General features: G+C 54.6%; 25 protein-coding genes and 1 riboswitch. Of the genes, 11 read left to right on the top strand and 14 right to left on the bottom strand.

Features of this window, described 5'->3' with window-relative positions; all coding sequences use genetic code 11:
• Positions 1 to 52 precede the first annotated feature (52 nt).
• Positions 53 to 1,039, top strand: a complete 987-nt coding sequence (locus P40081_RS02425; protein WP_042140685.1) for a cation diffusion facilitator family transporter — start codon at positions 53 to 55, stop codon at positions 1,037 to 1,039.
• 313 nt (positions 1,040 to 1,352) lie between these two features.
• On the opposite strand, the gene P40081_RS02420 is transcribed toward P40081_RS02425, so the two are convergent.
• The 8 genes from P40081_RS02420 to P40081_RS02385 all read right to left on the bottom strand — a co-directional run bounded on the left by P40081_RS02420 (position 1,353) and on the right by P40081_RS02385 (position 8,344).
• Positions 1,353 to 1,718 carry an ArsR/SmtB family transcription factor gene (locus P40081_RS02420; RefSeq protein ID WP_039299548.1) on the bottom strand — a complete coding sequence of 122 codons (366 nt, stop codon included), beginning with the start codon at positions 1,716 to 1,718 and terminating at the stop codon, positions 1,353 to 1,355.
• A 217-nt stretch (positions 1,719 to 1,935) separates the two neighbouring features.
• Positions 1,936 to 2,673 carry an ABC transporter permease gene (locus P40081_RS02415; RefSeq protein ID WP_042133074.1) on the bottom strand — a complete coding sequence of 246 codons (738 nt, stop codon included), beginning with the start codon at positions 2,671 to 2,673 and terminating at the stop codon, positions 1,936 to 1,938.
• Between the two features lie 2 nt (positions 2,674 to 2,675).
• Complete coding sequence (locus tag P40081_RS02410) at positions 2,676 to 3,392, bottom strand: ABC transporter permease (RefSeq protein ID WP_042133072.1); 717 nt, start codon at positions 3,390 to 3,392, stop codon at positions 2,676 to 2,678.
• Positions 3,389 to 4,300 (bottom strand): ABC transporter ATP-binding protein, encoded by a 912-nt coding sequence (locus P40081_RS02405; protein ID WP_042133070.1) that lies wholly within the window; start codon positions 4,298 to 4,300, stop codon positions 3,389 to 3,391. Before P40081_RS02405 ends, P40081_RS02410 begins: the two co-directional genes overlap by 4 nt.
• A gap of 70 nt (positions 4,301 to 4,370) precedes the next feature.
• Positions 4,371 to 5,804, bottom strand: a complete 1,434-nt coding sequence (locus tag P40081_RS02400) for a sensor histidine kinase (RefSeq protein WP_042133068.1) — start codon at positions 5,802 to 5,804, stop codon at positions 4,371 to 4,373.
• Entirely contained in the window at positions 5,801 to 6,475 is a 675-nt protein-coding gene (locus P40081_RS02395) for a response regulator transcription factor (RefSeq protein WP_042133066.1), read from the bottom strand. Before P40081_RS02395 ends, P40081_RS02400 begins: the two co-directional genes overlap by 4 nt.
• 97 nt (positions 6,476 to 6,572) lie before the next feature.
• Complete coding sequence (locus P40081_RS02390; protein ID WP_042133064.1) at positions 6,573 to 7,610, bottom strand: EAL domain-containing protein; 1,038 nt, start codon at positions 7,608 to 7,610, stop codon at positions 6,573 to 6,575.
• Between the two features lie 296 nt (positions 7,611 to 7,906).
• On the bottom strand, positions 7,907 to 8,344 hold the full coding sequence (locus P40081_RS02385) for a pyridoxamine 5'-phosphate oxidase family protein (protein ID WP_042133062.1): 438 nt from the start codon (positions 8,342 to 8,344) through the stop codon (positions 7,907 to 7,909).
• Positions 8,345 to 8,506: 162 nt separating this feature from the next.
• Between P40081_RS02385 and P40081_RS02380 the strand changes: the two genes are divergently transcribed.
• The 8 genes from P40081_RS02380 (at position 8,507) to P40081_RS02345 (ending at position 16,785) form a co-directional block, all read left to right on the top strand.
• On the top strand, positions 8,507 to 9,715 hold the full coding sequence (locus P40081_RS02380) for an MFS transporter (protein ID WP_042133060.1): 1,209 nt from the start codon (positions 8,507 to 8,509) through the stop codon (positions 9,713 to 9,715).
• Between the two features lie 46 nt (positions 9,716 to 9,761).
• Positions 9,762 to 11,222 (top strand): hypothetical protein, encoded by a 1,461-nt coding sequence (locus P40081_RS02375; RefSeq protein WP_042133059.1) that lies wholly within the window; start codon positions 9,762 to 9,764, stop codon positions 11,220 to 11,222.
• 135 nt (positions 11,223 to 11,357) lie between these two features.
• Positions 11,358 to 11,951, top strand: coding sequence for a sigma-70 family RNA polymerase sigma factor (locus tag P40081_RS02370; protein WP_042133057.1), 594 nt, complete (start codon positions 11,358 to 11,360; stop codon positions 11,949 to 11,951).
• Positions 11,945 to 13,345, top strand: coding sequence for a hypothetical protein (locus P40081_RS02365; RefSeq protein ID WP_042133055.1), 1,401 nt, complete (start codon positions 11,945 to 11,947; stop codon positions 13,343 to 13,345). The genes P40081_RS02370 and P40081_RS02365 overlap by 7 nt, the downstream gene beginning before the upstream one ends.
• A gap of 72 nt (positions 13,346 to 13,417) precedes the next feature.
• A riboswitch (TPP riboswitch) is annotated at positions 13,418 to 13,528 on the top strand.
• 131 nt (positions 13,529 to 13,659) lie between these two features.
• A complete protein-coding gene (locus P40081_RS02360) occupies positions 13,660 to 14,745 on the top strand; it encodes an ABC transporter substrate-binding protein (protein ID WP_042133051.1) in 1,086 nt (361 codons plus the stop codon).
• Positions 14,746 to 14,798: 53 nt separating this feature from the next.
• Positions 14,799 to 15,092: a thiamine-binding protein gene (locus P40081_RS02355; protein ID WP_042133050.1), complete on the top strand. Its 294-nt coding sequence runs from the start codon at positions 14,799 to 14,801 to the stop codon at positions 15,090 to 15,092.
• Positions 15,089 to 15,850 carry an ABC transporter permease gene (locus P40081_RS02350; protein ID WP_039299509.1) on the top strand — a complete coding sequence of 254 codons (762 nt, stop codon included), beginning with the start codon at positions 15,089 to 15,091 and terminating at the stop codon, positions 15,848 to 15,850. Before P40081_RS02355 ends, P40081_RS02350 begins: the two co-directional genes overlap by 4 nt.
• A gap of 89 nt (positions 15,851 to 15,939) precedes the next feature.
• Positions 15,940 to 16,785, top strand: coding sequence for an ABC transporter ATP-binding protein (locus P40081_RS02345; protein WP_081969800.1), 846 nt, complete (start codon positions 15,940 to 15,942; stop codon positions 16,783 to 16,785).
• A 622-nt stretch (positions 16,786 to 17,407) separates the two neighbouring features.
• Here the strand turns inward: P40081_RS02345 and P40081_RS02340 are convergent.
• The 4 genes from P40081_RS02340 to P40081_RS02325 are packed head-to-tail and all read right to left on the bottom strand — an operon-like array spanning position 17,408 to position 20,858.
• Positions 17,408 to 18,010 (bottom strand): response regulator transcription factor, encoded by a 603-nt coding sequence (locus tag P40081_RS02340; protein WP_042133048.1) that lies wholly within the window; start codon positions 18,008 to 18,010, stop codon positions 17,408 to 17,410.
• The gene (locus P40081_RS02335; protein ID WP_076243548.1) at positions 18,007 to 19,203 is read right to left on the bottom strand and encodes a sensor histidine kinase; all 1,197 of its coding nucleotides are present in this window, start codon (positions 19,201 to 19,203) and stop codon (positions 18,007 to 18,009) included. The genes P40081_RS02340 and P40081_RS02335 overlap by 4 nt, the downstream gene beginning before the upstream one ends.
• Before the next feature lie 6 nt (positions 19,204 to 19,209).
• Positions 19,210 to 19,947, bottom strand: a complete 738-nt coding sequence (locus P40081_RS02330; protein ID WP_042140683.1) for an ABC transporter permease — start codon at positions 19,945 to 19,947, stop codon at positions 19,210 to 19,212.
• Between the two features lie 2 nt (positions 19,948 to 19,949).
• The gene (locus tag P40081_RS02325) at positions 19,950 to 20,858 is read right to left on the bottom strand and encodes an ABC transporter ATP-binding protein (protein WP_042133046.1); all 909 of its coding nucleotides are present in this window, start codon (positions 20,856 to 20,858) and stop codon (positions 19,950 to 19,952) included.
• A 222-nt stretch (positions 20,859 to 21,080) separates the two neighbouring features.
• Here P40081_RS02325 and P40081_RS02320 point away from each other — a divergent pair, with 222 nt between their 5' ends.
• Positions 21,081 to 22,580 carry a glycoside hydrolase family 30 protein gene (locus tag P40081_RS02320; RefSeq protein WP_042133044.1) on the top strand — a complete coding sequence of 500 codons (1,500 nt, stop codon included), beginning with the start codon at positions 21,081 to 21,083 and terminating at the stop codon, positions 22,578 to 22,580.
• A 102-nt stretch (positions 22,581 to 22,682) separates the two neighbouring features.
• Here the strand turns inward: P40081_RS02320 and nfsA are convergent, their stop codons facing one another.
• Together nfsA and P40081_RS02310 are read right to left on the bottom strand one after the other, a co-directional pair.
• Positions 22,683 to 23,435: an oxygen-insensitive NADPH nitroreductase gene (gene nfsA, locus P40081_RS02315; protein ID WP_042133043.1), complete on the bottom strand. Its 753-nt coding sequence runs from the start codon at positions 23,433 to 23,435 to the stop codon at positions 22,683 to 22,685.
• Between the two features lie 82 nt (positions 23,436 to 23,517).
• A complete protein-coding gene (locus tag P40081_RS02310; protein WP_042133041.1) occupies positions 23,518 to 24,861 on the bottom strand; it encodes an aminotransferase-like domain-containing protein in 1,344 nt (447 codons plus the stop codon).
• A 207-nt stretch (positions 24,862 to 25,068) separates the two neighbouring features.
• Here P40081_RS02310 and P40081_RS02305 point away from each other — a divergent pair, with 207 nt between their 5' ends.
• Entirely contained in the window at positions 25,069 to 26,013 is a 945-nt protein-coding gene (locus tag P40081_RS02305) for a DMT family transporter (protein WP_042133039.1), read from the top strand.
• The last annotated feature ends 625 nt before the right edge of the window (positions 26,014 to 26,638 follow it).

Raw genomic sequence — 26,638 nt, 5'->3', positions numbered from 1 at the left:
CGGACAGCTGCACAATGGACATCAGCACAGTGAGCATGAGAACGGCGGAGACCTGCACAACGGGCATCAGCACAGCGAGCATTGGAACGGCAAAGACCCGCACAACGGGCACAAGGCTGCGGATCATTCCCATTCACACTCACACTCACACTCACACTCTCATTCTCATGCACCGGATAATAAGAAAGGTCTGCTGATCGCCTTAATTATCACCGGCGGCATTATGTTTCTCGAATTCTTCGGCGGCCTTGTCACCGGCAGTCTGGCCCTGTTATCTGACTCCGGGCATATGCTTAGCGATACCGCCTCGCTGGCACTGAGTCTGGTTGCGATGATTATTGCCGCGAAGCCGCCGTCATCGAAGAACTCCTACGGGTTCTTCCGGTTTGAGATTATGGCAGCCTTGTTCAACGGGGTGACACTGTTTGTTATCGCCGGCTTTATTATGTGGGAGGCGTACCAGCGCTTCTTCTCGCCTCCGGCTGTTGCCAGCGGAACCATGATGGTGATTGCCGCTGTCGGACTGCTGGCCAATCTCATCAGCGCCTGGTCGCTGATGCGCAAGAGCGAAGCTAAAGACAACATCAATATCCGGAGCGCTTATCTGCATATTATGGGCGATGCCCTCGGCTCCGTCGGCGCCCTGATTGCCGGCCTTATCATGAATCTGTTCTCCTGGTACGTCGCAGATCCTATCATCAGCGTGCTGGTTGCCCTTCTCATCCTGCGCAGCGCCTGGGGCGTTATCAGACAGGCCTTTCATATTCTTATGGAAGGTACTCCGCTCACGGTGAATATACGTGATGTGCAGGAAACATTGCTGGGAATCGAAGGGGTCACTGATGTGCATGATCTGCATATCTGGACGATTACCTCCGGACTGGATGCACTCAGCGGCCATCTGCTGATCGGGGATCATACTGACCACCAGCAGGTGCTGCAGCAGGCACTTAAGGTTGTGGAAGACAAATTCGGCATTCACCACACTACCCTGCAGATTGAGAATTCTTCCTTGAAGCATTGGGAGCTTCCTGTGTAATTGGGAGGCTTTTGCCGGACAAGGCATAATTGTTGTACGTATTGCAACTTGGGTTCATAGATACCAGGGTGTAGGGGAGGAATGTTGTATGAAATGCAAGAATATTCCTGCTAATCCGCCTGGAAGAGGAAGAATCCTGCATTATGTACAACAATTTTCAATTAGCGCCGTTTTACTGAGCGGAATGTTGTATTTCGTACAGGATTTTAGCTCGAACCAGTTAATTCATTCACCCCGTAATACAAAAAGGGAATGTCCCCGAACAGCCTATTCACAGCTGCCGGGACATTCCCTTGTTCATGTTCAGGGTCATCTATTCATGCCGGATATGCTCATGGGTCTGCAGGAAGATCTGCTCCACATGTGCATCATTCAGCGAGTAAAATACAGTCTTGCCTTCCTTGCGGCGTTTCACAATCCGCAAATTGCGCAAGTAACGGAGCTGGTGGGAAACAGCGGACTGTCCCATATCCAGGATCGACGACAAGTCATGCACACATAACTCTTGTTGGGATAAAGCGTAAATGAGCCGTACTCTGGTCGGATCGCCGAGTGCCTTGAACATCTCCGCCATCTTGTCTGTAGTCCCGCGGTCAGGCAGGATCAATGCCATAGATTCCGGTTCCAGCTCGGAACCATTGCATGTGTTGTCGCATTCTTCAAGTGCCGCTGGCTCCATGCTCTCGCCCTCCTCCATATGCTTATCCGGCTACACTGGGCGTTAATAGTTACTTCTACGATTAATTATAGAAAAAACTGCGGTCAATGTCCATGGAGAGAAATGTAGAACAGGAGAGACAGCACATAACTGGTATAAGCAAAGCAAACTATAAGTTAGAAATATCAGCATACTCACACGCACAAATATTATATCCTACTCCGCAATAACCCGGGCTTTATACCGCTTTACGCCAAAAGAAGAACAAACCCGCTCCCAGGAATAACGCCAGGCTCCCGGACACTACAATCATCAGGCTCTCCACAGGCAGGTTGAACGCGCCGAACCGGTCCTCCCCGAAAGGCGACATGGCAAGCATCGGCTGCACCCATGGATAATACGGCCCGTATGTTGCTGAGTTCGCGATCAGGATATTGGGGATGGTGAAGCAGACATTCAGTGCAAGCGGAGCGCCAAAGCTGCTCCAGCCCTGGGATACGGCCAGCTGCAGCGCAGCCAGCGGCAGGCAGGCGAACCAGCCGCCGAACAGGCTGGTCAGCAACAGTTCCCAGGGAATCGCTCCTTCTGCACCGCGGTACAATCCCATCCCTAGCAGAGCTGCAAGAAACAACAGCTGCACAGCAGCCAGGAGCGCCATAACCATTGTATATTTGGCCAGGTATACCGAGGTCCGTCTAACCGGCAAGGCAAGCAGCAGCTTCCAGCCGCCGTCACTATGCTCATTACGGCAGATCAGAGCCGCAAAGATGCCCGAGAGCACCGGAAGGAATAACATGGCGTGAATAACCGACATGGCACTGAGCAACACCTGCCAGGTGAATACCCCGTCCGGCTGCCGGTCTGCGACAGCCCCGACGGCCAAAGCGATCAGCGGGCTGATCAGCACCAGCAGCCAGACCCAGGACCCCGACATCTTCAGCCGCTCCGCAGACATAATCCGCAAGAATGGTCTCATCTTCAGGCCACATCCTTTCGGGCGAAATGCAGGGCTCCCGGCAGCAGCACTATGACTCCAAGGAGCAGGCCTGCTCCGCTGAATAACCAAGGGTGCTTAGCATTCCAGGCCAGGGAAGGCCAGGATAACGGAATCCACTCGGAGAGGAATACCGAGAACAGGCTGAGCAGCGACAATGTCATACCCAGAGATACAGGAAGCGTCTGGTTACGGCTGGACAAGGACAGCCACAGCTGCAGCACAATGACAGGCATAGCCGCTGCGTAAGAAGCAAATCCTATCCGCAGGACATCCGTATAAGGAATGGGCTGCATACTGAATCCGAGCAGCAGACCCAGGAAGACGGTCCCTGCCGACAGCAGGAGACAAGACACCACAAGCAGCATCAGGCAGATCAGCAGCTTGGACATGAACACAGCCGTACGCGAGACAGGCAACGCCAGCAGCTGCTTCCACGAACTCGTCTGATGCTCGATATTTGCAATCAGCGAGCAGACCAGTGTCCCGCCGAGATACAAGGCTACCGGTACGAAATCGGAGACATTGCGAAGCAGGCCTCCCCACAAATCCGCCTGGTATTGTTCCCGCAGATAATCATAGCGGAGCCCGAAATTCACTCCCTGCATGGCAATCAGGCCGACCGGTCCGAGGAACACCAGGAACCATAAGCCTTTGCCGCGGATCTTGAGCCAGTCCGCCGACAGCGCACGCCACATCATGATTGCCCTCCCCCCACCACCTGCAGGAAGAATTCCTCCAGCGATTGTCTGTGCTCTTCCACTCTGTAGACCGCATGGCCGTCCTCGACCAGCTCTTTGACCAGGAGCGATACTCTGGCATCACTCATCCGGGGCAGGATCAGCCTTCCCTCCTGCAGCTCACCGCCGCACCCGCGCCGCAGTGCAGTCACCAGGGCAGCCTCCGGCTCTGATACCGCCAGGCTCAGATTGCCTGCCGCCTGCTCCTGCAGATGGGCAATCGTATCCTGATAGACCATCTGCCCCTCACGGATAATGCCGACGGTTCCGGCCATTTGCTCGATTTCGCTCAGCAGATGGCTGGATACCAGGACCGTAATTCCCTGCTCTTCCGGCAGCCGCTTAATCAGTGAGCGGATTTCCTGAATGCCCGACGGGTCCAGCCCGTTGGTCGGTTCATCCAGAATCAGCAGCTCCGGACTGCCGAGCAGCGCAGCGGCAATGCCCAGCCGCTGCTTCATGCCCAGCGAGAAGCCTTTGACCGGCCGTTTCTCTTCCCCGGTAAGCGAGACAATATCCAGCACCTCGGCAATGCGCGGCTTCGGCACATCCAGAATCCGGCGGATTGCCTCCAGGTTGTCCAGGGCACTCAGATGCCCGTAATAGGAAGGGGACTCCACCAGAGAGCCTACTTTGCGCAGGATTTGCAGTTTGTTCCGGCGCAGCTCCCGGCCAAAAATTTCGATACTGCCGGAGGTCGGCTTAATCAGACCCAGCAGCATACGGATCGTTGTTGTTTTGCCGGCGCCGTTCGGACCGAGGAATCCATAGATTTCCCCTTGTCTGATATTCAGATTCAGTTCCTTCACGGCCGCACGGCCACGGTATTCCTTAAGCAGAGCTCTTGTTTCTATTACTGTATCCTTCATTCTCTTCACCTCGGTATTCAGCATAACGTCCCAAGGTTAAAAGCGCGGAAGCAGCAAGTTTAAATTTTGTTTAAATTTTCCGGTCCGGCAGCCGCTTCCAGATTGTAATCTCGGTGCCCTGCCCCGTACTCTCCATACTCCATTCCAGCTCCATCCGCTTCAGCAGCAGATCAACAATGGACAGGCCAAGGCCCGCCCCTTTGGAATCGGTACTCCCGTCCAGGCCGCCGCCATGGTCCGAGATTACAAGGACACGGATACCGCCGCGGATCTCTGTAAAAATGCCTACATATAGGCCGCTGCGCGCATGACGCAGTATATTCTGGAACAGATTATCAAGCACCCTGCGGAACCAGCTGACATCAACATTCCAGTAGAGCGGCGCTGCCTCCAGATCAATCTCAATCTGATACCCCTCCTTCTCCCAGAGCGGGTACCAGGCCGCAGCGCTCTCACGCAGCAGTCTAAGCACATCCTTCTGCTCCAGCTGGAGCGTCATCCGTCCGCTGTTCAGCAGATTATAGGCCAGCAGATTGTCAATCAGCCCTCCGAGACTCTCGATCCGCTGATCCATCAGCTCAAGGGATTCCTGGCCGCGAGCCGATAAATCCTCCTTGCCCAGCACATGCAGGTGGCTGCGGATCACGGTGAGCGGAGTCCGCAGATCATGTGACAGGTCGGCAACCAGGCGCTTACGCAGGCCCTCTTCTTCCGTCTCTCTGGAGCGGCTGGCGGCAAGCTCTGTCACCATCGTATTGAATGCCTCTTCAAGCCGCCCGATTTCATCAGGCTTGCCCGGAATAACCGCCTTAGGAAGACCTTCACGTCCGGTAAAAACCATAGCGGTCTGCAGCCGCAGCAGTCTTCTGCGGATCATAATAAAGAAGAACCAGGAGCTGACGACGAAGACGATCAAGAATACCAGCATCGTAATCGAATACCACCTATCCAGCCCTGGGGCATATTTCCCATTCCTGATTTCTTCCGGAATCTGCATGACCATGAAGCCTTCTCCGGCTTCAGCCTGATCCCCTACAAAAGCAACAATCGCCAGTGGTTTAAGCGCCATGCTGTCCTTCATGAAGGATATTGCCTCGGCGGCGTCCCAATAAGCAGGGATATCCCGTGCCGCCTGTCCATCCTGCAGCAGCTGAGGACCCGAGGGCTCTGTAACCAGCTGTGTTCTGCCCTCGTTATCTACCCAGAATATTCTGGCCAGATGGTAGGTTTCACTGAGTGTCCGGAGCCGCTGAGTGATACCCTTAGGCGGCTGGTCAAGGAGCCTGCGCGCTTCCTCATGCCACATGATCTCCAGCTTATCGACACTGGAATACAGCGCATACTCCTTGGGAGGCGCTTCATGGGTGAGTCCGCCAAAGATACTGTACAGCATAACAGTCAATGGAACGATAACGGGGATAAACAACAACGCGGCCAAAAGAATGAGCAGATACCGGAAGAGCAGGGAACGGCGCAGAGATTGGAAACGCCCCGCCCTCTTCATCCTCTCACCCGGTAACCGATACCCCTGACCGTCTCAATAATCTCCGGCGCAGCCGGATCAAGCTCCAGCTTCTCGCGCAGATAACGGATATGTACCATAAGTGTCTTGTCGCCTTCAATATAACTCTCTCCCCAGACCGCTTCATAGATCTGCTCCTTGGTCAGAACCTGCCCAAGATGCCGCAGCAGGTAAGAGAAGATCTGGAACTGCTTGCCTGTAAGCATAATCTCCCGCCCGCTCGCAGCTTCCATAACCACACTGCTGCCCGGCCTGACCACCAGATGCTTAAGCATCATGGGAGCAGGTGCAGCAGTGCCGCTTCTTCTTAACAGGACCTCCATTCTGGCCGCCAGCTCATCGGGATGAAACGGCTTGGTCAGATAATCATCGGCGAAATCCAGTCCTTGTAGCTTATCGTCAATGGAGGTGCGTGCAGAGAGCATCAGGATCGGCGTCTCCGGATAGGCCCGCTTCAGCCGTTGACCGACGGTGAACCCGTCAAGTCCCGGCAGCATCACATCCAGTATCACCAGCTGGCAGCCCTCAGCTGCTTCCAGTGCGCCTTCTCCGCTCTCCAGCCAGCGGACAGCATACTCCCGTTCCCGCAGATCCGCAGATACTGCGTTGCCAATCTCACGGTCATCTTCTACATATAGTACTGTAACACCCATGCAGAGCTTCTCCCCTCTCTCCTTCAAATAACATAACAAATCCCCGGAAACAGGCAGTGTTCAAGGCTGCGCTCCGGGGAGAATGGATCTTGCTGATTCAGGCACTGAATCCGAAATGTGCCGGCGGCTTCTCTTCCGGCTTCCCGAAGAGATACCCCTGCCCCAGATCCATGCCGAGGTCACGGCAGAAGAGAAACTCCTCCCGGCGCTCGATTCCCTCGGCGAGCACCTTTGCACCGAAATCCCCTGCCCGGGAGATAATATCCCGCAGAACGTTCTGCTTGTCCTTATTCTGATCGCAGAAGCTGATCAAATCACGGTCGATTTTGACATAATCGGGCTGCAGGCTGGACATCACTTCTACAGTCGAATACCCCGCTCCGACATCATCCAGCGCAACCAGCATACCCTGCTGGCGGTATTCGGCAAAAATGGCGCGGAGATGCGGCATATCGTTTATTTTTTCCGTTTCCACCACTTCAAATACATAATCCTCCGGATTCTGATCCAGCCGCTGAATCGTCTCGAACGTATGCGTGAGACAATACTTGGGATTATAAATAGAGGAGGGCAGGAAGTTAATGAACCGCTTGATGCCCTTCGGCAGCATTCTTGTACTTGTCTCAATGGCTGAAATCCTGGCTGCGCGGTCAAGAAAGGAATGGAAGCCTGTACGCCGGGCAATCTCAAACAACTCATACGGCTGAAAATGATTCCCTTGCGGCAGTGGCCGCAGCAGCAGTTCAAAGCCAATAATCTCTTCGGAGAAATTCACAATCGGCTGCATGTGGCTGCAGAAATCATGGCTCATAATAATCGAAACCAGATTCCCGCTGGAAAAGCGGACCTTCAGCTGATCCAGAGTCAGCCAGCGCTCCAGAGAAATGCGGGCTCCTCTGCCCTTAATGCATAAGGACAAGGAGATCTGCTGCTGCTGCTCGAATACCTCCAGCTGTCCTAACAGCTCCAGCAACTCTTCTTTGCAGCGGTAGGGAATGATACAGGTCCTGCTTGTCCCGAATACTTCATATCCTGCATTCCTTACCGCAGCGGCAAGCGGAACAGAATAGGGGCGCAGCTTCAGCTCCCCTTCATCTTCAATCGGGTCTATGTCAGCGCAGTCAACACAATTCATGGCAATCGCCTCCGCCTCAGGATGTCAAAATACTGAGGCAAGTATAGCATGATTCCCCATGTTCCATCTATTATTTACGGACATGCACAAGTGGAAACGCCTTTGCCGTCCTTTTGTAAGGACGGTACCGTTTCAGCGGGAAATAGAAGGATAAGTTATCGTGTGAAACCTGTAACTTCTTATATTTGCACAACGCGGCAAGGCCCTTCCCGAACCCTAAGGCTCAGGAAAGGCCTGATCATAAACATTACCTCTATTATTATAATGGACTGGGTCCTTTCAGTACCGCTGCTTACTTACTTGGATACCGCAGCAGCCCCCTGCCATACTCCGTGTTCCTTATTTTTGCCCATATATTCAATCCGTGTCGGGGAGAGCTCCAGGATTACATAATCGGGATCATCCGGTCCCTTGAACCATTGCTCCAAGGAAGTGTTCCATACTTTCGAACGCAAACCCTCATCTTTGGTGACAGCTACTGTAGCCTCAATCTCCAGCACATCCTTGCCGCCGCCCTGCTCGTAACCCAGCAGCAGACAAGCATTCGGATTATCCTTAAGCTCCTCTACCTTATGGGTCTTGCGGTTCGTAGCCAGATAAATGTTCAATCCGTCATGAAATACCGCCATATAACGCACCTTAGGTTTGTTGCCGGCTTCTATCGTGCCGAAGGACCCGAACTTGTTGTCATCCAGCACCTGTATGATCGTTTTCTCCAGCTCTTTGTTATCCATTGACGAGAAAGCTCCTTTCGAATTCATGTGAATATAAGTTTATATATTCACATCCGCAGTTTGGATTTATTATAAAAACTGTGCTTATTATAGTGTACCCGTTCGGTTCATAATGAATCCCGGACTATGTTCATAAATTCACCCAGAAGGAGTCTTCTCCCCTTGAAAAAATTAATCTGGATCGGCTGTCTCTCCTATTTCGTCATCGGCCTTGCCCATGTGGTGCTGGGCTCTATTCTGCCTGTGCTGCTCCAGCATTATGACCGCAGCTACAGTGCCGGGGGCGAGCTGATCTTCAGCCAGTTCGGCGGCTTCCTCGCCGGTGTGCTGGTCTCGCCGCTGCTGAACCGCCGCTTCGGCAAACGCGGCGGCATCCTGATCGCCACCGGGCTGCTGGTCTGCGCCGAAACGGCGTACGCCTTCCTCCCGCCCTGGGGCTGGATGTACGTGATTGCGGTTGCCGCAGGCTTCGGCTTCGGCATGATCGAAGCCGTCATCGGCACGATTATTATCGCCGCGATCACCGAAGGGACGGCAATTGCCATGAGCCGGCTGGAGGTGCTGTTCGGTGTAGGCGCGCTGCTCATGCCGCTGGCCGCAAGTCCGCTGATTGCCGCCGGCAGCTGGAGGCTGGCTTTTCTGATCGTTGCCGCCTTTTCTCTGGTTTCACTGCTCTTCTGGGCGAAGAGCAGCTTCGGTCCGCTCCAGCGTGTGCTGGATGAGCGGCCGTCACGCCCTGCCGCTGCCGCGGCCCCCGCAGACGCAACAGCAACCGCAACAGTACCCGCCGCCGGCAAATCCGGACGTCTGCCTTACAAGGGTAAACAGTGGGTATTGCTTGGCCTGTTCATCGTCTTCTTCTTTCTCTATGTAGGTACCGAGATGAGTCTGGTCAATTTCATGCCGGCGATCTTCATCGCCAAGCTCGGCATGAGCGAAGCGGCGGCAGCGCTGACAGTTACCTTCTTCTGGCTGGCTATGTCGGCGGGCAGACTATTCGCCGGTGTGGTTGCCGAGCGGATTTCCTACCGCATCTATGTGCTCATCAGCTGCTTCGCCGCTCTGCTGCTGCTGGTTATTTTCCCGTTCGCAGAGCACCGGATTGCCGCATTCACCGTCATTCTGCTGCTCGGGCTGTTCATGTCCGGCATCTTCTCCATCGCCCTGGTCTTCGCAAGCAAGCTGCTGCCCGGTGCGGAGGAATCCACGCCAAGCATCATGATCGCCTCGGGCGGGATCGGCGGCGCGGTGCTGCCGCTGCTGACCGGCTGGTCCATGGACCATATGCAGGTGGCCCAGACATCGGGGCTTCTGGCCGCTTTTGCCGCCGTATTATTCCTGCTTAGCGTGGCCGCCTGGAAAATCGGGTAATATAGCAACGAGATTAATATCCTGTGAATAAGGACGGAACCCCTATATGGCTGAGCTGCACTCCGAGAGACCCGAACCCACACTGCATACTGCATTATTGCAATTCATTTTCCCCTTCTCCATCAAGGCCGGGCAGGACAAAGAGCTGATCGGGCGTCTGCAGCAGGGCGGATTTACGCGTTTTTTTCTTGATAACAAGGATCTTGAGCATGCTTATTACGGGGAGGGCTACTGCGTGTCTCATGAGAAAATGGAGCGCAGCTACCTGCCGTTTGCCGCTCATGTTCTCTTTCCTCGTGAGAAGGATGCTGATTCCTTCCGCCGCTTTTCCCGGGTGAACAATCTGCAGTGCCAGCTTGAAATGCCGTTTCAATCCGTGAATTTCCGCGTGCTGTCCACGGATGTGTTCCTGTGCCCGTTTGAGCTGGGCTTCCTGACTGTACGAGTAGCCATAGAGGAGGAGCACCTCACCTACAGCACTGCGCTGGAATTCGCTGACCGCTTCCGTACGCTGGAGGATGTGTCTTATCAGGATAAACAGACTTATATCCATTGTCATAAGAAGTCTTTCGGTCAGGTGGAGGATTTCGTATTCAAGAATCTGGTTGCCGGGCTGGAGCCGTTTCTTGACCCTGCGGAGATCGATGGCGCGTATTTCGAGACTTTGCCTTTTTTCGTGGATGAACGGATGCTGGTGCAGGCTTTCTATGGCTTCAACCGCGGGGAAGAATCGGATGAGATCGGTATCGAGCTGCGCTACCGTGCCGCCCAGCTGGATGGGCTGAATATGGAGGGTAAACCCTATACCAGTGCCAGCGATCCCGAATATATCGAACAGTATACCTCTGAACATTGCTACAGCCGCTGGGGGCCGGACACCTATTATATGACCAATGAGCAGACCTTCTGCTGCCTGAGCCGGGCTGAATCCGACATCGCCACCCAGTTGATTAACCAGATGTACGGGGAGTATTATTACGGGCTGCTGCTGAGTATTTTTCATAAAATCGTGCTGCTGAAGCTGGCCAATCTGCATTCCCGGCTGCGCATCAACCACGATTATGACGAGATCGAGAATCTGATCTTCCTGATTAATAAGTTCTCGGCCAAATTCTACTTTCTGGAGCTGATTTCTCAGTCGCAGGGACGGGAGATCTTCTTCCAGCTGCGCAAGGTTTACGGCAATGACGCCCTGTTCGATGAAGTGAAGATGACTTTGAATGACCTGTTCCAGTATCAGGATAAATTCCAGGCCAAACGCCGGGATACGCTGCTGATGGTCCTGACTGTATTTACGGTAATAAGCGGGATTTACGGGATGAATCAGGTCATTGAGGACTTGAAGGCACCCATCGATTGGAGCAAAATGCTGGAGTACTCTGCGTTTGAGTACCTGGCGCTGTTCCTCACCTTCTCCGGGATCGCAGTCAGCCTGGGCCTGACGCTGAGGGAGGCGTGGAACGGAATACGCAGCCGCCGTAAGAAGCGGTTCTATGATAAGGATTGAGGAGCTGCCGGTGACGGCGGCTTTTTTTATTATTCACTTCACAAATCTTCTGAGTGATCTTCCCGCAGGCATGCGTAGTAATACATATACGACTTATTAGTGGGTAACTAATGAAAAGAAATGCCGGAGGTTCCTATGACGCGTAATGATCATGACAGCCTGGACTGGCCCGGCCGGTTCAGAACTAAAGATAAGCAAGCTCTCGCGGATGCCATCGACTTCTACGGACCCGATGTGCACAGACTGGTCCGGCGTATTCTGGCCGGCTGCGGGAGTGCAGAGGATGCCGAGGAATGTGTCAGCGATGTGTTTCTGGCGGCCTGGAACAATATCGGACGTTACGACCCGTCACGCGCTTCCTTCCGCACCTGGATATTCCTGCTCGCAAAATACAAGGCGCTGGATCTGAGGCGTAAATTGCAGCCGGGACTTGGCAGGACGCTGAACGAAGCAGCACTTAACATGCAGAGCGGGACCAACACCGAACAGGAATTTCTACAACGTGAGGCAACGGGGGAATTGCTCCGCTATATCGGGCAGCTCCGTGAACCGGACCGCAGCCTGTTTCTGCGCAGGTATTACCTATACGAGAGTCTGGATGAACTGGCTGCGGCCTTTGGCTTCAGTAAAAAAGCTGTCGAGAGCCGTCTGTACCGCTGCCGGACAATGCTGAAGCAGGCTATACATCTGACTGGCGAAGATGGAAAGGGGGAACTCGGGTCATGGTAAAGGATATGAACAGCGGCGAGAAAAGCATATTTGATCAGCTCGATCTTCTGGAATTCAGCGAGGCTGAACTTGCACTGGACGGATTACTGTCGGAGCCTGAGTCAAGCCCCGTACCCGGGTCTAAAGAAGAGATTGCTTCGCTTGAGCGGATCAAGAGCCGTACCCTCGACCTTATTCAGACTGAACCGGCGCCTGAACTGCCTGCTGCTGTCCGCAAGCCGCGGCGGCGGGCAGCTATTGGAGCGGCGGCGGCCGCGATCCTTATGGCCGCAGGCCTGCTGGCGTTCTCCCCTGACGTCCAGGCAGGTCTAAAGCAAGCCCTTAGCTTCCTGCCCGGCTTCGGTACGGTTCTGGAGAGCAGCCCGGGCAGTCAGCTTTATGTTCTGGAGAAGCCCTACACTGCTTCCATAGGCAAGGGAAAGCTGACAGTCAATGCCGTACTTCTGCAGGAGAACAGCGGGACCATTACGCTGCGTGGACAGCAGACTCCCGTCATTACTGAATTTCAGGCAGACATTGGAGGGGACCGTTATACCTTTACTTCCAATATGCGGTCTTCTGCATCCGGAGACTGGTATGCAAGCTACAGTGCTGCACTTCCCGGAAATTTGGAGCTTGAAACCGCTGAACCGGTTACTCTGTATATCAATGCAGCAGCAGTCGGGCCACTGGTGCTTCAAGCACCGGTGACCGCCGATGATCTGCAGCATTTAGGCGCAAGCGATGTGCACCAGGATGTGCGGATTACGGCTTTTCCGGTTCGTCTGGATGACGGACTTGTCCGCGTTGAATTAGTTCCGGCCCTTTCAGATTCGTTCTCTGCCGTCCATTCTTATTCATTGGAGCCGCTGGTATCCTGGAATGGCCTGTATGTCGAGAATGCAGAGGGAGTCAAAGCAAAGGTTGAACCTCCTTCAACCATGGTCTACCCGTCGGAGTTCTCGTTCCGGGAATTGGCATCAGCTGAAGAACAGTCTTACAGGGTCGTCATCCCTTACATCGAAATAGCGGAACGAAAGGCACTCTCCCGGGAGGTCGTTCTGCCGCTGCCCGCCAGCGGGGAGAGTGCGCCCCTTCATATTACCGCTGAAATTGCCGGTTTCCCGGTAGAATTCACCCGCATTGAACGCAGCAGCGAAACGGCTGTCAGTGTAGATGTGGATGTGAAATTTGACCCGGGAGCGGCAAAGTCACTGACGCATTTCTTCATCCGCTATCCGGGTTCTGGGGACAAATATTCATACGGCTGGCAGGATACCGAGACATTCCCAAGAATCTTGAAGACTCTTCTTCTGGATGCAGAGCCCGGCGCGGATACGCTGCGTTTTAGAATGTCGGAGCCTCTATTCCTGCTCAAAGGCCCCTGGATTCTGCCGCTAAAGCTTGAAGATTAGGACGGGGAGACTGGACAACCGCAAGAGCGGCGTCTATAATACACCGTAAGAACATAGCAATACCCGTGAACTTCATAGAACCAGGGGTGCTGGAATTGGCCGGCTGAGATTGTATCCCACAAGATACTGACCCTTATACCTGATCTGGATAATGCCAGCGTAGGAATCTTCATTCAACCCCGAGCCCCTTCATGGGCCTGAAGTTGAACTCACCTTGCGCAAGTAACTGGCGTCCCGGTCTCCGGGGCGCTTTTTGGTATGGGTTACTCTGAATTTTGGAAGACTAGGGATTGCTGGAAGGAGAGAGAAGAGAAATGGGAGTCAAAAAAGTATTACCGCTGCTGCTCAGCTCTATGCTTGTGCTCGTGATGGCCGGATGCGGCAACGGGAACGTCAACCCGGGCAGCAATGCCGGAGGCAGCACACCTGCCGCCGGGAACAGCACCGCTGCACCTGAAGCAACCGCAGCCGCCAGTACCACCGACGCGCCTAAAGAATTGACCCCGGTTAAGATTGCGCTGGACTGGACGCCGAACACGAATCACACCGGCCTGTATACCGCCAAGGAGCTGGGATATTACGCGGAGGAAGGTCTTGACGTGGAGATCGTGCAGCCGGGTGCTGCCGGATCTGACACCATGGTTACTTCCGGTGAAGCCCAGTTTGGCATCAGTGCACAGGAGGCGCTCACCCTGGCCCGCCTGCAGGATGTGCCGCTCGTCTCCATCGCCGCTATCATTCAGCATAATACCTCCGGCTTTGCCGCTCCGAAGGACCGCAACATTAAGACGCCGAAAGACTTCGAAGGCAAAACCTACGGAGGCTGGGGCTCTCCAGCGGAAGAAGCAGCTATGAAAGCCATCATGGACCCCGATGGCGGAGACGTCTCCAAAGTGAAATTGGTGAATATCGGCGAAGCTGACTTCTTCACTGCGGTGAAACGCGATATCGACTTTGCCTGGATCTTCTACGCCTGGACCGGGATCGAAGCCGAGCTGCGCGGCGAGCCGCTGGATATGCTGTACCTGAAGGATTATGCGCCGCAGCTGGATTACTACACACCGGTGCTGACCACCAGTGAGAAGGAAATCGCCGAGCATCCGGAAGTGGTGAAGGCTTTCCTCAAAGCTACGTCGAAAGGTTACCAATACGCGATCGACCATCCGGAAGAAGCGGCCACGGTCCTGTCTGATGCCGTGCCTGATCTTGATCCCGAGCTGGTGCTGGCCAGCCAGAAATGGCTCAGCCCGAAATACAAGGACGATGCCGCCCGCTGGGGTGAGCAGAAGCTAGAAATCTGGCAGAATTATGCCGAGTGGATGTACGGCCTGAAGCTGCTGGACAAACCGCTCGATGCCGCAAGTACATTTACGAATGAATTTTTGCCGGAAGGCCCATAAACACCGGTTGGAATAGTAATGACACTAACTCACATGAGAGGAATGAATAATAAATGGCTAATACACTGCTTAGCATTCAGGTAATTCCCAAGGCTCCAAACAATGAGGATTCGATCCCTTACGTGGACACTGCGATTGAGGTAATTCAGAAGTCGGGGGTTAAACACCAGGTGAATCCGCTTGATACCACCATGGAAGGCGAGCTCACGGAGCTGCTGGAAGTTGTACGTCAGATGCATGAGGCACTGATTGCCTCCGGCAGCCCGAGCGTGATCTCCCAGATCAAGATCGCCCATAATCCCAGCGGCATCAGCATGGACAAGCTGACGGAGAAATACCGGCCGTGAGAAGCACCTGGAGACAAATCTGGCCGCCCCTTGTGGCGGTCATCTTTTTTCTGGGCGCATGGCAAATTGCGGTATCGGTGTTCCATATCCCGGCCTGGCAGCTGCCCAGCCCGTCCGATATCGCGCGTGAATCACGCGGCAATGCCTCCGGGATCTGGGCGCATACGGCCGCAACGCTGCGGCTGACCCTGATCGGCTTCCCGGTCGGCACCGGCATCGGCCTCATTGTGGCTCTGCTGCTCCATCTGCTGCCCTGGCTTAAGCGAGCGCTCTACCCGCTGCTGATCCTCAGCCAGAATGTGCCCTCCATTGCCCTTGGACCGCTGCTGATTATCTGGTTCGGCTTCGGCCTGCTGCCCAAAATCGTCCTGATCACCCTCGTCTGCTTCTTCCCGGTTGCCGTAGCGGCCATGGGCGGGCTGGCGCAAAGCGACAGGGTAATGTTGAACTATATGAAAATGGCCGGTGCAAGCAACTGGCAGATCTTCACCAAGCTGGAGCTACCCGGCTCCCTGCCCTCCCTGTTCTCAGGGCTCAAAATCTCCGCGACCTATGCCGTCATGGGCGCAGTGGTTGCCGAGTGGATTGGCGCGGACAAAGGGATCGGCTATTATATGCTGCTGCAGAAGGCCTCTTACCGCACGGACCGGATGTTCGTGGCCATTGTCATTATTGTGCTGCTGAGTCTGGTGCTGTTTGCACTGATTGCCTTGCTGGAGAAATGGCTCGTGCGCTGGAAACCGCGCAAGGAAGCTTAACACGCACAGGGTAACAATACACGCTATACTGAGCACGTTTGAGATAAAGCCTTAAGTACAAAAATTCTATATAGAAGGAGCTGACCGAAGTGTCTCCACTCACGAATACTGTACAGCTCAAGAAGGACGTCCCCGGCAGCAGCCTTGACGAGCCCAGAAGCGCACCGCCTGCACTTGAAGTCAGCAGCGTCTCCAAATCGTTCACGCACCGCCGCCGGGAGACGCCTGTGCTGGATCAGGTGTCGCTGACGGTAGAGCCGCAGGAATTCGTCTCGATTGTCGGTCCTTCCGGCTGCGGCAAAAGCACCCTGTTCCACATTATCGGCGGCCTGACGCTGCCGGACGCCGGAACCGTCAGCATGGACGGCATCCCGGTTACCGGGCAGCGCGGCAAGATCAGCTATATGCCGCAGCAGCCCGCGCTGTTCCCGTGGCGCAGCACACTGGACAATGTCCTGCTCGGCGCCGAGCTGCAGGGCGCGCCGCAAGCGGAGGCGCGCGAAGCCGCGCGCCACTGGCTGGCCAAGGTCGGCCTGGGCGGATTCGAGCGCGCTTATCCGCATATGCTGTCCGGCGGCATGCAGCAGCGGGCCGCCTTCCTGCGGGCCATGCTCGCTCCGCAGGAGCTGATGCTGCTGGACGAGCCGTTCAGCGCACTCGACGCGCTGACGCGCGAGCAGATGCAGCGCTGGCTGCTGGAGCTGTGGGAGGAGAACCGCCGCTCCGTGCTGTTCATCACCCACAACATCGAAGAAGCGCTGCTGCTCTCCAGCCGCATCTATGTTTTCTCCGGACGTCCCGGCTCCGTCCTGCATACCGTAGATGTGCCGTTCCCGCGTCCGCGCCGCGATGAAATCACCGATGCGCCGGAGTTCCTGCAGCTCAAGCGCCAGCTCTCGCTGTGGATGCGCGAGGAGCAGGCCAAGAGCCTCTGACGTGAGTCGCCGCTATTTGGCCCATGTATGCTTAACCTAGCTATTCACATTTCCCGATGACCTGCCGTCTGCGATGGGGAGTCACATTTCCCGGAAATCCGGAGAAATCCTGCACTAAATACAACATTCCTCTCCTAATCCCCGCCTCTGATCCAAGATTGTTGTACAAAAGGCAGCATTTCTCCTTCTCCAAGCCTCTTAGCGGGAGAATTGCTGTATTTCGTACAACAATTCTCCCAAACACCCTATTAAAGGGGTACCAGAGTTGCACTACGTACAACATATTGCCTATTCAGCGTGAGCTTAAGATGCTCAATTGTCCCAGTGATTGCATTTGGTGCAACAGAATTCCCAATATTCTGAGATAAATCCCATTCTGCTGTATTTCGTACAACAGATTTCTGAATATTCGTCCAAAAACTCCATCTTTGCAGAGTTCTGCTGTACAAAGTACAACAGAACTGGCAGTAAATCCGGCTCCACCGTTCATCCAGGACATCTACATTTAACCCGTTACATCCAGTACCTACCTGCACCAGTGCCCCATCCTACATCTAGTACCCACCTACCTCCAGTAACCCGTCCTGCATCCGTTGCCCCCGCCTTCATCCAATGCCCCGGCCTACATCCAGCCCTTCTCCTCAGCCAGCCGCACCGCCTCAATCCGGCTCTTCACTTCCAGCTTGCCGAGAATCTCCGAGATGTAATTGCGGACGGTACCATAGGAGAGATGCAGCGCCGAGGCGATCTCCCCGGCACTCCGGCCCGCGCCGGCCAGCTTCAGAATCTCCCGCTCCCGTTCCGACAGCGGGTTCTCTTCCCGCAGGCTGCCGAAGACCAGCTCGGGGGACACCTCCCGGTACCCGTCCATCACCCGGCGGATCGCCTCCGCCAGCTTGTCCACCGGCTCATCCTTCAGCAGATAGCCCTGAATCCCGGCCTTCACGCCCCGCTCGAAATAGCCGGGCCGGGCGAAGGTGGTCAGGATGATGATTTTGGTGGCACAGCCCCGCGATTTCAGGATCTCCGCAACCTCCAGACCGCTCATCAGCGGCATCTCAATATCCATCAGACATACATCCGGCTGAAGACGTTCAATCAGCGCCAGTGCCTCTGCCCCGTCTCCGGCTTCCCCGGCCATCTCGATATCATCCTCCAAATCGAGCAGTGAAGCCATCGCTCCGCGCAGCAGCCGCTGATCCTCGGCAATTACGATGCTGATCATGCCGTTTCCCCGTCCTTTCTATCCTTGACTACTCTTGGCGTCACCACAGTTAACAATGTTCCTGCCCCTGTCCCAGTTCCTGTTCCTGACCCTATGCCACTGCCCGTTCCCGGGCCCAGGGTCAGAGAACCGTCAATCAGGGCCAGCCGCTCCGCCATCCCTTTCATTCCGTTGCCGTCCCGGCGCTGCGCCGCCCCCTCAGCTCCCCGGTCCTGCAGCCCGGCGCCAACTCCGTTATCCTCCACCGTGATCCGTACCTCCCCAGCCGTCATCCCGATGCCAATCCGGCACAGGTTCGCACCGCTGTGCTTCACAATATTCGTGATGGCCTCCTTGATGCAGAGGCTGAGAATATTCTGCGTCAGATCAGATACGCCCGGAAGCGCTGCATCTCCGTCCACTTCAAGCCGAATCTCCGCGCTGCGCAGCATCTCCCCGGCCTCGGCCAGCTCTTCGGCAACAGAGACCGCGCGCATCTCCGAGACCAGCTCCCGCACCTGCCGCAGCGCAGCCCGTGAAGTGCGCTGGATCTCCCGCGCTTCCGCCTGCGCCCGTTCGGGATTCTTGACGGCCAGCTTCTCGACCAGCTGGCTTTTCAGCGTAATCAGCGACAGCGTATGCCCCATCGTGTCATGCAGATCACGGGCGATACGCATCCGCTCCTCGCGTTTGACCATCTCCTTGATGACCTCATTCGCCTGGTCCAGCTCCTTCTCCAGCATCCGCCGGCGGTTCATGGAGCGGATGCCAAAGGGGGAGATCAGCATCATCAGCACAAAGGGAAAGAGGAATATGCCTTCCGTACCGTACATTTTGGCCAAAGACAGCAGCGCCAGCCCGATTATCATCACTGTAAACACAATAAAAGCCTGTTTGAACCTGCGCAGCTCGGTATACCAGCCGATAAAGTTGCTGGCGAAGAAGCCCATATATAAGTTGTAAGGACTGTAGACGATGCATAACACGGCAATCAGCAGCATTTGCAATCCCAGCCAGGCCGAGTAGGTCTTGCCCTCCGACCAGTAGAGCTGGCGGTAGGTAACCACAAACAGCCCCACCAGTACATAACCCGCCAACAATTTGTATCCGCTGTATCCCTTAAGATTTAAGATCGGAAATACCAGATAGATCAGCCAAATATACGGGTAGAACCCAAATCTGCGCGGAAATAACCGGAACTGCTCACATGCCATTGTACATTACACCGCTTCCTGTTTTTTTCGGATATAGACCGATAATAGCATAAAAACTGCCAGGTATCCGAGCAATAGCAGCGCGGAATTCCACTGCGGAACCCCTCCGCCCACAATCTCCCAGGCACCGTCTCCGTAATTATAGGAAGGCAGCCAGCGGCCGATCCGCTGCATTACATCCGGCATAATATCCAGGGGCATCCACATCCCTCCGGCCACCGCCAGCGCCATATAAAGCACATTGCTCACCCCGCTCGCCGTATCCACCCGCTTCATTGAGCCGATAATCGTACCCAGCGCCAGAAAAGGCAGCGAGCCCGCGAGCAGCCACAGGCCGCTAAGCAGCCATTGTCCCGCCGTCAGCGATATCCCGTTGATCAGATATCCCGCAGCAAAGATACACAGCACCGAGAACAGATGCATCACCGCCATGCCAAACATTTTACCCAGAAAATAAACAGTACCCGGCAGCGGAGTGATACGGATGAACGTATTCCAGCCCTGGGTGCGCTCCTGCACCAGCCGGATGCCGAGGGTCATGATCGCCGAGCCCATTACGCTGAAGGCGGCCATCGACATCAGGTAATGCGCCTGCCACTCCTGCGTATCGTCTGTTCCCGTATTAACCACTCTTGTGAAGATGAAATAGAACATAATCGGCATCAGCAGCGACCAGAACACGTAATAGGGATTGCGGATAATCCGCAGCAGCTCCGCTTTGCACTGGGCCATCATTTGTTTCATCATCATACCGCCGCCTCCTGGCTCATAGTCAACTGCTCGAACGCTTCATCCAGCTTCCCCTGATCAATCACAACATCCTTCACCGCAAGTCCGCCTGTAAAAATAGCCCGCAGCGCCTCATCCGTATTCTCCGTCGTTACATGCAGCCGCCCGTTCTTCTCGTAGCAGGCTTCGACCACAGGCAGCTCCAGCAGTTGACCGCGCAGCACCGCCGGATCGCCGAGCGGCAGGAAGGACACTGACTTACTCACGATTCTGGCCTTAATCTCCTCCGGGCTGCCGTCTGCCACAAGGGCGCCGCGGCTGAACAGCAGAATCCGGTCTGCGGTATCCTCCGCCTCCTGCAGATAGTGGGTGGTGAACAGAATCGTCTTGCCCTGCTCAGCCAGTCCCCGGATCTTCTCCCAGAAATGGCGGCGGGCAGTGATATCGAGCCCCACCGTCGGTTCGTCAAAAACCAGCAGATCGGGGTTACCCGCCAGCGCCAGCGCTAAGCTGAGACTGCGCTTCTGCCCGCCGGAGAGCTTCTCGGCATAGCGGTTCAGATCGGCCGGGGCAAGCCCCGTGGCCTGAAGCAGCACCTCCATCTCCATCGGCCGCGGATAATAGCTGCGGATCAGGGACAGAATCTCTCTGACCTTTAACCGGTCCATCACACTCACCTCCTGCAGCATCGCTCCCGTACGCTCCCGGACCCTGGCGTCTTTGGGCGGAAGCCCAAACACCTGTACACTTCCTTCTGTGGGCTCAAGCAGCCCCAGAAGCATGGACAAGGTAGTTGTTTTACCTGCTCCGTTAGGCCCGAGCACTGCTGTAATGGAACCTCTGTTAATGGTGAAGCTGACGCGATCCACCGCTTTTTTATCCTGGAAGCTTCTGCTGACATTTTTCATTTCGATCACATGATCCATCCTGTATCCCTCCGTATCCATATGCCCTCCGGCTATATTTCTATAGTACAGGAGGCCGAAAGTGAACATCAGTATGGACTGTCATTCGTTCAAGGTGACAACTGTCACCCGGATAAATAACTTTTTGAGGAAATTATTGATTTTTATGGAGGGTTGAATTAAGATATTTCTGCCATAAAAGTAAGCGATTACAATTCTGCATAATCGAGAGGAGTATAATGTATGTTCAAAAGAATTGGACTGGCAGCGCTGATCGCCACGCTGCTTGCGGGCAGCGGAGGCATTGCACCGCAACCGGTTTCAGCTGCAGGGGAAACGGCAGAGGTATGGATATCCACCTCGGATCCGAATACGGAGCCGGCTGTCGGATTAAGCACTGGTGCCCGTTTGACCCGCATCGGGGATAAGAGCTTCAGCTCCGCCACCGGAAGCAGCGATTATACAATTACCGTTAACGAAGGCACCAGCTATCAGCAAATGGACGGATTCGGCGTTTCCCTGACCGACTCCTCCGCCTGGCTGCTCAATTACAAGCTGAATGCCGCCAAGCGGGCTGAGGTGATGGAGAAGCTGTTTGGCAACACCGGTATTGGCTTGAGTGTGCTGCGGCAGCCGATGCGCAGCTCGGACTTCACCTGGTCGGCCTACACGTATGATGACACGGCTGGGGACACCTCACTCGGCCAGTTCACGATCAGCCGTGATCTGCCTTATATCGTTCCAATGGTCAAAGCGGCGATTGCCAAGAACCCCGGCATTAAGGTATTTGCTTCACCGTGGAGCGCCCCGGCCTGGATGAAGTACTCCGGGACCCTGAACGGCGGCAAGCTCAAAGCTGAGTACTATCAGACCTACGCCGATTATTTTAAAAAATACATTCAGGCCTATCAGGCCCAGGGGATTCCCATTTATGCCGTCACCGTACAGAACGAGCCTATGTATGAAACCGGAGCGTACCCCTCGATGGCCATGAACGAGCAGGATGAGACCGGCTTCATCGGAGACTACCTGGGCCCAACCTTGCAGAATGCCGGGATTAATACCAAGATCATTGCTTTTGACCATAATTATCTGAACTGGAGCTTCCCGAATACGGTCGTTCAGAATCTGAAAAACTCCGGCAAAGCAAGCTATATCGCCGGCAGCGCCTTCCATCACTACGACAGCGGTGACGGCTCGCAGATGACCTCCATGCATAATGCCCATCCCGATAAAGACATCTGGTTCACAGAGGGCGGGTTCGGCACCTGGAATGATCCGCAGAACGGCACAAGCCAGGGCTTCGACAACATGATCACTGAATTCATTAATATTACACGTAACTGGTCCAAATCGGTTATTCTCTGGAACGCCGCACTTGATCAGAAGGACGGTCCTGCCCTGCTGTCCGCCTACAATACCAACCGGGGCATGGTCACCATTCAGAACTCTGACAATTCAAACAGTAATCCGGAGAACAATGTCACTTATACCAAGCAATATTATCTGCTGGGCCACTTCAGCAAATTTGTCGTTCCGGGTGCTTACCGCATCCAGAGCAACACCAGCAATGATCTGAAGAATGTGGCCTTCAAGAATCCCGACGGCTCCAAGGTAGTTGTCGCTTATAATCCGCAGACCTCGGCCAAGAACGTCAAGATACAATGGGGCAGCCAGTCGTTTATCGTAAATGTGCCTGCCAAGTCAGTGATGACATATAAGTGGTACGGCAATCCGTCTTAGAGCGGGCTGAATCCTGTAAACAGCAAGAAGGCTTCGCCCTTTCTTTAAGGGGGAAGCCTTCTTGCTGCTATCCATATAGCTTCAGTTACACACTTTAACGTGTTATCTCTGCATGAACCCTTTGCCCAGCAGGAATTCCTTCATATGCATTCTTGACGGCTGAGCCTGGCGCTTCGCCATGATCTCCGACCACGAGGCCTCACTCTGGCCGCCGGTCCGCTCGCGCATATAATCGCGTGAGATCCCGTCATACACCCCGGCCTGCTGCAATGCGGCTTCGGCATTATAGCCGTTATGATGCAGCACGGCCTGCAGCGGCAGACGCGGCCGCACTCCATTCACGGCGGCGGGATAACCAAGGCACATGCCGAATACCGGATAGACCAGCTCAGGCAGGCCCAGCAGCTCAGACAGCGCGGCAATATTATTGCGGACGCCGCCGATATACACGATGCCTAGACCGAGTGATTCGGCGGCAACCGCAGCATTCTGCGCGGCGAGCGCAACATCGACGGTGGCAACGATCAGATTCTCTGTACTGTCCTCATAGGATGGCGCCCCCTGCAGATGGGGAGCCGCCGCCTCACGCAGCCGGTACAGGTCGGCACACCAGACCAGGAAGACCGGGCACTGCTCGATATACGCCTGATTGCCGGATAAGGCGGAGAGCTGCGCTTTAAGTGCAGGCTCCGTTACGGCAATTACGCTATAAGCCTGCACATTGCTGGAGGTAGAGGCCATCTGGCCCGCCCCGATAATGGCAGCGAGCAGCTCGTCACTGACCGGCTTGTCCTGAAACTGGCGGACGGAGGTATGACGGTTCAACAGCTCAAGAGTTTCATTTACGGGTTTCACAGTAGGTTCGCCTCTCTTTTCACAGTTATATAGGAATATTATGAACACAATTTAGTATCCAGACAACAGGAGGGCCTTCGCGCTACCATCCGCCCCCCCGCTTCACCTCCTGGACTATGCCCCTGATCCCCTCATCAATCTGGTCCAGCCCGGCGCGGGAAATACTGATGCGTATAAACTTGTCCCGGGTCCGGTAATCGGATAAATAGAATCCATTGCCGGATACGACGCAGATCTTCCGCTCTCCCAGCCGCTTGACCAGCCGTTCCAGATTCACGGTTACCGGCAATTTGAATTGCATGTAGACGCCGGAGCTGTCCGCAGATGCTTCAATTAAACCTTCCGTATTATACCGCCGGAGCGCCTCATACACCGCCTGGATTCTTTTGGCGTACATCGCTTTTATTTTGTGCCTGTGGTGCTCATACATGCCGTTCTTGATATATACCTCAAGCGCTGCCTGGGATAACAGGGAGGTGTCCGTGTATCCTTTATAGGCGCGGAAGGTCACAAGCAACGGCTCCGGCAGCACAACCGCCCCCAGCCTGAGGCCGGGGAAGATGATTTTGGAGAAGCTTTTCAAATAAATCACATGTGAAGTCTGGTCATACGCGTATACAGGATCAAATTGCCGTCCGGCACCCAGATCAGCCATGTAATCATCCTCAACGACATACACATCGTATTTGCCGGCCAGTCTGGCAATGGCCTGCCGCTCTGCTGTGCTGTAAGATGTTCCGAGCGGATTATGATACCTGGGCATGGTATAGAACAATTTAAACCTGCCGCTTGCGAACCGCTCCTCCAGCTCCCGCAGGTTAATCCCGGCTGCGGAGCGGCCGATTCCGCTGACAGGCAGTCCCTCCGCCTCCAAATACCTCAAATAAATATCATACCCCGGCTGTTCAACGAGGATCTCCGTCCTGCCGCTGGGGAACGGCATTCTGGCCAGAATCTCCAATGCCTGCTGGATTCCCGAAGTAAGGATAATCCGCTCTGCCTTGGCAAAAACCTGATACTCCGCCAGATGAGACACCAGCGTGCGGCGCAGCGAATCCAGTCCCTGCGCATCCCCGTAAGTGAACAGGTTGTATTTGTAATGGTCAATCGCCTTGTTAAGGCAATGCTGGAAATCCAGATACGGAAATACGTTCAGATCGGGCGATGCCGAAGCGAAGTCGATTGTTCCGCTGCCCCCGGCAGGTCCGGGTTCTTCCGTCTTCTCCACCATATAATAGCCGCTCTGCGGAATCGAATATATGGCATGTGTTCTCTCCAGCTCCCCGTAGGCCCGCAGAATGGTGCTGACACTGCAGCCGTAGAATGCTGCGGCGCTGCGCACGGAAGGCAGCTTTTCCCCAGGACGGTACTGTCCTTCCTTCATCCGCTTCTCTATCTCCGATACAACCGAATGATACTTTTTCACGCTGCCCCGCCTCCCATCGCCTTCATTCCACGGCCTGCTGTTCATGATACCTCTATTATCCTTCAATTATTATACAGGAAACAACGAACTGTACCGGTACAGTAGCGGAAAGGCGGTATTGTTCTGCTGCTGAATTCCCTTTAATTTTAAAGTAACACATACGATGTTCACAGCATCCAGTCTTACTCACACAAAGGAGATGTACCTATGCAGCAGCAAGGACTCAAGTTGGCTTATAGCTTTGCCGTACTCAATGCGGTAATTATCGGATTCTCATTCCTGTTCACCAAGGTGGCTCTCTGCCATGCCGGACCGCTCGATACATTAACCTACCGTTTCGCTGCTTCGTTTGTTGTGATGTCGGTCCCGGTCGCCTTCGGCTGGGTCAAAATCTCCTACCGCGGCAAGCCGGTTGGCCGGGCACTGCTGCTGGCAGCGATGTATCCGCTGGGATTCTTCACCCTTCAGGTATTCGGACTTCAGCGTGCAACCTCTGCCGAGGGCGGAATTCTCTATTCGTTCACTCCTGTCGTGACGATGATCATCGCTTCTATTTTCTTGAAGGAGAAGACCTCTCTGCTGCAAAAGCTGTGCATCTTCCTGTCGGTATTTGGCGTTGTGTTTATCTTTGTCATGAAGGGAAGCAGTATTCAGCTGTCCAACCTGACCGGGATTGTGCTGTTGTTCCTGACTTGTCTGGCGTTTGCCGGATACAGCGTGCTGGCCCGGTCACTCTCCAGGCACTTCAGCCCCGCTGAACTCAGCTACCTCATGATGGGGATCGGCTTCGCAACCTTCCTGATCATTTCGCTCACCGGACATGCAGCCAGCGGAACCTTCAGCGAATTCCTAAGCCCGCTCACGAGCGGCACCTTTATCCTGTCTGCAGTATATCTGGGAGTCATAGCCTCGCTGGTGACTACCCTGACTTCAACTTATATCTTGTCCAAAATCGAAGCTTCACTCATGAGTGTGTTCACCAATCTCTCAACCATCGTCTCCATTGCAGCCGGAGCATTTTTCCTGGGGGAAGAGATTACAGTGTACCATTGGATCGGATCTCTTTTGATCATAGCCGGGGTAATCGGCACCAACCGGCTCGGACGGAACAAGCCTTGCGTGCAGGTTGCCGGCCGGAGCGAGTCTGTGTAAGCAGGTAGTGCGCTGTTCCACATTGCTCTATTCAGACTACTTCTAGGGAGGCACATTGTATTCGTTTTTTCGCATACATTTGGTCCGGTTACCTTCGCAGAAGCACATTGTATTCGTTTTTTCGCATACATTGGGTCCGGATCCCTTCGCGGAGGCACATTGTATTCGTTTTTTCGCATACATTTGGTCCGGTTACCTTCGCGGAAGCACATTGTATTCGTTTTTTCGCATACATTGGGTCCGGATCCCTTCGTGGAGGCACATTGTATTCGTTTTTTCGTATACATTGGGTCCGGTTGCCTTCGCAGAAGCACATTGTATTCGATTTTTCGCATACATTGGGTCCGGATCCCTTCGCGGAGGCACATTGTATTCGGTTTTTCGCATACATTGGGTCCGGATCCCTTCGCGGAGGCACATTGTATTCGGTTTTTCGCATACATTGAGTCCGGTTACCTTCGCGGAGGCACATTGTATTCGATTTTTCGCATACATTGGGTCCGGTTACCCCTTAGCACACTTTCGGCGGCATCAAGGGCACTAGTGCCCCTCATTTCCTCCCTTGGCCCGCTTTCGGCGGCAACACAAAGAACCGCCGGACATTAACGCTCCGGCGGTTCTTTGG

This window comes from Paenibacillus sp. FSL P4-0081, from assembly GCF_000758565.1.
Taxonomy (GTDB): Bacteria; Bacillota; Bacilli; order Paenibacillales; family Paenibacillaceae; genus Paenibacillus_AQ; species Paenibacillus_AQ phytohabitans.
Note: the sequence above shows the minus strand (reverse complement) of the source record. Positions and strands in the feature narration are given on the sequence as shown.